The organism is Streptomyces sp. 8L (assembly GCF_020176795.1).
Taxonomy (GTDB): Bacteria; Actinomycetota; Actinomycetes; order Streptomycetales; family Streptomycetaceae; genus Streptomyces.
Map to the genome: position 1 here is coordinate 1 of NZ_JAIUKE010000714.1, position 3,977 is coordinate 3,977.

A 3,977-nucleotide genomic window follows, 5' to 3' on the forward strand; every position below is an offset into this window, starting at 1 on the left:
CCGCCGTCCCGGTCGCGGACGCCGTCCCACCTCCCCACCGCGAAGACGGCCAGGTCACACGGCCCGCCTCCGCCGTGCTCACCCGTCCGAGGGCGGCTCCTTCCGGCTTCCCCTCACCGGCGCCCTCCGTCCCGCGTGGGCCATCTCACGCCGGCCCGGGCTTCCCGCCGGTTTCGGGGCGCGAGCGCGCGGGGACTACCCTCCCATCCGCCTGAGCAACCGCTTAGGATGGAACGCGGTAGAGAGCCGAAGAACCCCCGCCCCCAGGAGCGCCCGATGCCAGAAGCCGTGATCGTCTCAGCCGCCCGCTCCCCCATCGGGCGGGCCTTCAAGGGATCGCTGAAGGAGCTGCGGCCCGACGACCTGACCGCCACGGTCATCAGGACCGCGCTCGACAAGATCCCCGCGCTCGACCCGCACGACATCGACGACCTCATGCTCGGCTGCGGGCTGCCCGGCGGGGAGCAGGGGCACAACCTGGCGCGCATCGTCGCGGTGCAGATGGGGATGGACCACCTTCCCGGCTGCACGGTCACGCGGTACTGCTCGTCCTCCCTCCAGACCTCGCGGATGGCGCTGCACGCGATCAGGGCGGGCGAGGGCGACGTCTTCGTCTCGGCCGGTGTCGAGATGGTGTCGCGCTCCGTGAAGGGCACGAGCGACGGCATGCCCGACACGCACAACCCCCTCTTCGCGAGCGCCGAGGCCCGCACCGCCGAGGTCGCGCAGTCCACGGGTGCCGAGTGGCACGACCCGCGCGAGGACGGACTGTTCCCCGACCCGTACATCGCCATGGGCCAGACCGCGGAGAACCTCGCGCGGCTGAAGGGCGTGACGCGCCAGGAGATGGACGAGTTCGGCGTCCGGTCGCAGAACCTCGCGGAGGAAGCCCTCAAGAACGGCTTCTGGGAGCGCGAGATCACCCCCGTCACGCTGCCGGACGGGACGGTCGTCGCCAAGGACGACGGCCCGCGCGCGGGCGTCACGCTGGAGGGCGTGGCGGGCCTGAAGCCGGTGTTCCGCCCCGACGGCCGCGTCACGGCGGGCAACTGCTGTCCGCTCAACGACGGTGCCGCCGCGCTCGTGATCATGTCCGACACGAAGGCGCGCGAGCTGGGCCTCACCCCGCTCGCGCGCATCGTCTCCACCGGCGTGACCGGCCTGTCGCCCGAGATCATGGGGCTCGGTCCTGTCGAGGCGTCCCGGCAGGCGCTGAAGCGGGCCGGGCTGACGGTGGACGACATCGACCTGGTCGAGATCAACGAGGCCTTCGCTGCGCAGGTCATCCCCTCCTACCAGGACCTGGGCATCCCGCTGGAGAAGCTGAACGTGAACGGCGGCGCCATCGCGGTGGGCCACCCCTTCGGCATGACGGGCGCACGCATCACGGGCACGCTGATCAACAGCCTCCAGTTCCACGACAAGCAGTTCGGCCTGGAGACGATGTGCGTGGGCGGCGGCCAGGGCATGGCCATGGTGCTGGAGCGGCTGAGCTGAGCGGGAGCGGAGGGTAGGGGTCCTGAGGAACGAAGGGCACCTGCCCGCAGCGGTCGCGAAGCTCAGCGCGACCAAGGACACGAGCGGCTGAGCTGAGCGGTAACGGAGGCAAGCTCGGCGCGACCGAGAACACGAGAGGCTGAGCCCCGCTCTCGGCGGTCGGCCCGCAGCTGCGTCGCGTGAGCCTCTGTCGTAATGGAATCTCCCCCCGGATTGTGACCAATTCCGGGGGGAGATTCTTCTGTGCAGGTCAGCGGCGGCGTTTTCGCCGTCGATGGGTCCAAAGACCCACGCATTTCGTGACGTAATGCACTGACGGCCGCCGCGCACCCGCGACAAGCTGAGATAGGAAGGCCGGGGGAATCCGATGAGTTTGGGGAGTAGTAAGTGAGCGCCATGTCTCTTGCCTTGCTGCTGACCACGGCTACCGCGACCGCCGTGGGCGCGGCCGCGCTGTGCGCGGCTCATGGGCTGCGCAGGGAGGTCACCGCCCTGCGCGGCGACCTCGCCGGGGTGAACGGCGGCGAGTCCGGCGCCTCTGTGCCGCAGGCCAGGACGGGTGCGGCCGAGGCCGGCCCCGTCTCCGTCGCGGCCACCACCGCCGCCACCACCGACACCGCTGAGGCGATACGCGCCGCGGTCGCCGACGCGCTGGCCGATGAGCGCGAGCGCGAGCTGGCCGAGGCACGCGCCTTCTGGGCGGCCCAGGAGACCCGTGACGCGGCGGACACCTCGTCGGTGCTCGGCGGCCTCATGGGGCCCGGCGTGGACCCGTCCTTCGAGGACGTGGCGTTCTTCATGCCGCGCCAGGCCGACTTCTCGGCGTTCGAGAGCTTCGGCCACGATCTGCCCGGCATACCGGACGCCGCCGGCGTCCACGGCGCCCCGTATCCCGCCGAGGGCGCCTCGCGGGACCCGTACGACCCCGCGCTCTACGACCAGGTCGCCGACGCGTTCGACGACTTCGCGGGCCTCCCGTCCGCCGCCGGGCACGACGGCCACGAGGCGCAGGACGCGCCGGCGGACGGCGCGGGCGACGCGGCTCCGGCCGGTCCCGGCGACCCGGCGGGCGAGTTCCCCGAGGACTCGCCCGAGCTGGCCGCGGCCCGCCGCAGGCACCCCTCGCACCCGGACTTCACGCCGAACCGGACGCCGATCGTCACCGATCACGAGCGGACGGTCGCACGCCTGGAGAAGCTGGCCGGGGCGCGCACGGCGCTGTCCGACGTACGGCCGGGGCCGCTGGGCACGCTCGACGTCTACATGTTCACCGACGGCACCACGCTCTGCATGACGCCCGGGCACCGGGAGACGGCGGAGCGGCTCGCCCGGTCGCTGCGCGAGGGCGGTGCGCCCTTCCTGCTCGGCGGGTCCGGCGTGTCCGGCGCGTACAGCCTGACGTTCTCCTGCGGCGCGAGCAGCACCGACGGCCAGGACACCGCGGAGGAGCATGTGTACATCCTCGCGGACCGCGTCATCGCGTCGCTCTGAGACGGGCGGCGGCGAGGAGCGACTCCCGAGCCGTCCACCGCGCGCCCCCGGCCGCCTGGAGCTTCGCCCCGGGCGCGCCCCCGGCCGACTAAAGCTTCGCCTCTGCGACGGTTCGTGCGACCGACCTGACGGCCTCGTCCAGCTCCTGCTGGGACGGGGCCGTTCTCAGTGCCTCGACCAGGTCGCCCGCCGCGACCGCCAGCTGGTCGGCGACCACGAAGACCCCGGCGTCCGGCATGATCCTGGGCTCCGCGTCCGGGTTCTCCAGGCGCTGGGCACGGACGGAGAGCTCCCTGGCCAGGGCGAGCGCGGCGGCCGCGGGCCGGCCCCTGAGCCTGCTCTGGGGGGCGGCGCGCAGGCGGTCGGTGAGCCGGTCCACGGGTGACGTCAGCGGTGTCGTATCGAGCACGGCTCCGACCCTACGCGGCCCTCCCCCGAAGGGCGGGAAAGCATCCGGGACTGTTGCCAACGGGCGAACGCTCAGGCACGGTGTCGTTAACGGCTGCTTCTTCGGCAGCCGCCGCTGCACCAGTACGCGCGACGCGTCCGGAGGCGCCGATGTCCCTTGTCTTCTCCGAAGAGACCCATCGCAATCTGCTCTCCCACATCCCGCAGTGCACCGGCCGAGGAGTCTCGGAGTGGCTGCGCGAACTCGACGAAGGTCCGGCCCTTGTCCGTTCCGAGGAGAAGGTCAGCTGGCTGAGGGGTGAGCACGACCTCTCGTACGGACACGCGAAGGCGATCGTCCACGAACACGATCTGAGGCGGGCGGCACGCCGTCTGCTGTGACCCGCGGCGCGCCGCCCCCACGGGGCCGGAGAACGCGGAAGGGGGGGGGGGGGGGGGGGGGCCCCGCGGCCCGCCGCCGCTGCCCTGTCCCGGGCCGCGGTCTGCGCCGGCGCCGCGGGCGGCGGCGCCGGCGGAGGGCCTGGGGCGGCCGCGGCCGATGTGACGCCGACGGTCACCGCGACCGCCACGGAGACCGTCAC

Annotated in this window: 4 protein-coding genes; 3 read left to right on the forward strand and 1 reads right to left on the reverse strand. The window is 72.9% G+C overall.

All coding sequences use genetic code 11. From position 1 onward, the window contains the following. Positions 1 to 276: 276 nt before the first annotated feature. Together LCE31_RS37645 and LCE31_RS37650 are read left to right on the forward strand one after the other, a co-directional pair. Complete coding sequence (locus LCE31_RS37645; RefSeq protein ID WP_225022614.1) at positions 277 to 1,497, forward strand: acetyl-CoA C-acetyltransferase; 1,221 nt, start codon at positions 277 to 279, stop codon at positions 1,495 to 1,497. A gap of 396 nt (positions 1,498 to 1,893) precedes the next feature. Beyond that, on the forward strand, positions 1,894 to 2,988 hold the full coding sequence (locus LCE31_RS37650; protein WP_225022620.1) for a hypothetical protein: 1,095 nt from the start codon (positions 1,894 to 1,896) through the stop codon (positions 2,986 to 2,988). 88 nt (positions 2,989 to 3,076) lie between these two features. Here the strand turns inward: LCE31_RS37650 and LCE31_RS37655 are convergent, their stop codons facing one another. Further along, complete coding sequence (locus tag LCE31_RS37655; protein ID WP_225022616.1) at positions 3,077 to 3,397, reverse strand: hypothetical protein; 321 nt, start codon at positions 3,395 to 3,397, stop codon at positions 3,077 to 3,079. Between the two features lie 149 nt (positions 3,398 to 3,546). Here LCE31_RS37655 and LCE31_RS37660 point away from each other — a divergent pair, with 149 nt between their 5' ends. Continuing rightward, a complete protein-coding gene (locus LCE31_RS37660; protein ID WP_225022618.1) occupies positions 3,547 to 3,777 on the forward strand; it encodes a DUF4287 domain-containing protein in 231 nt (76 codons plus the stop codon). Positions 3,778 to 3,977 lie beyond the last annotated feature (200 nt).

What these genes read in the sequence shown, in the direction of transcription:
- LCE31_RS37650 (WP_225022620.1), top strand. Translation starts at nt 1,894, where the DNA reads ATGTCTCTTGCCTTGCTGCTGACCACGGCTACCGCGACCGCCGTGGGC.
- LCE31_RS37645 (WP_225022614.1), top strand. Translation starts at nt 277, where the DNA reads ATGCCAGAAGCCGTGATCGTCTCAGCCGCCCGCTCCCCCATCGGGCGG.
- LCE31_RS37660 (WP_225022618.1), top strand. Translation starts at nt 3,547, where the DNA reads ATGTCCCTTGTCTTCTCCGAAGAGACCCATCGCAATCTGCTCTCCCAC.